Consider the following 1,153-nt stretch of genomic DNA (forward strand, 5'->3'; position numbering starts at 1 on the left):
TCGGCTCATACCGCCGACCTGTCCAGCCAGATCGTGACGGAACAGCGGTTGCGTCTCCACGCGTTCCCCGTCCTCGGCAGTCGTCCGCTCGACTCATTCCGCCCTGAGCACGTCCGCGGACTCGTCAGCATCCTGGAAGCGAACCCTGCTGTGAGCGGCGCGTACGCGCGCAACATCTACGGTGACGTGCGAGCGGTGCTCAGCGCGGCCGTGGACGACGGTCTGTTGTCACGCAATCCGTGCTCCGTGAAGTCCGTCCGTCCGCCGGCAGTCGAGCGGCGCCGCGTCGTGCCATGGCTACCCACCCAGGTGCGCGCCGTTCGCGCGGCGCTGCCTGAGCGGTACCGGACCATGGTCGACACCGGGGCAGGGTGCGGACTCCGACAGGGTGAGATCGTGGGGCTCGCCGAGGACGCGGTCGACTTCGAGGGCGGAATCCTGCGAGTGGTCCGGCAGGTGAAGCTCATCCGAGGGAAGGCAGTATTCGCCCCGCCCAAGTGCGGCAAGGAGCGAGACGTACCTCTGCCGCCCTCGGTGGCGGAAGCCCTCCGCACCCACGTCGACGCCTTCAAGCCGGTGGGGATCACGCTGCCGTGGCGGAAGCCGGACGGTCCCAAGGTGTCGGCCCGACTCCTGTTCACGAACACCGCGAGCGGGGTCGTGTGGCGCAGCAACTTCAACATCCAGGAGTGGAAGCCCGCGCTGGCGGTCGCTGGCCTGATCCCGGACGCCGACGACGACGGCAAGTTCGAGTCGGCTCGGGAGCACGGCATGCATGCTCTGAGGCATTTCTACGCCTCGGTACTGCTGGACGCTGGAGAGAGCATCAAGGCCGTGAGCCAGTACCTGGGGCACACGGACCCAGCCCTGACGCTGCGGGTGTACGCGCATCTCATGCCCTCGAGCCAGGAACGGACCCGGAACGCCATTGACGGGCTGTTCTTGCCCGCCCCCGAGGAGCCAGACGGCCCAGAGACGGCCCAGTAGCACGCAAACGGCCCCTGAACAGCACTAAACGCGCTGGTCAGGGGCCGTTTGATGCCGGATCAACGCCAGTTCTCCGGGCTTAGGCATGGTTCTTCCAGTGTCGCAGACACGCCGTGGTCCTCCGGGCCGTCGCCCAGCTCAGGCCAGGCGACGGCTGCTTAGACCC

General features: G+C 67.6%; 1 protein-coding gene. It reads left to right on the top strand.

From position 1 onward, the window contains the following. The coding region (locus tag ACZ3J7_RS41080; RefSeq protein WP_465628513.1) for a tyrosine-type recombinase/integrase at positions 1-987 on the top strand (987 nt) is incomplete at its 5' end. Positions 988-1,153 lie beyond the last annotated feature (166 nt).

Source organism: Kitasatospora sp. NPDC015121 (assembly GCF_055562955.1).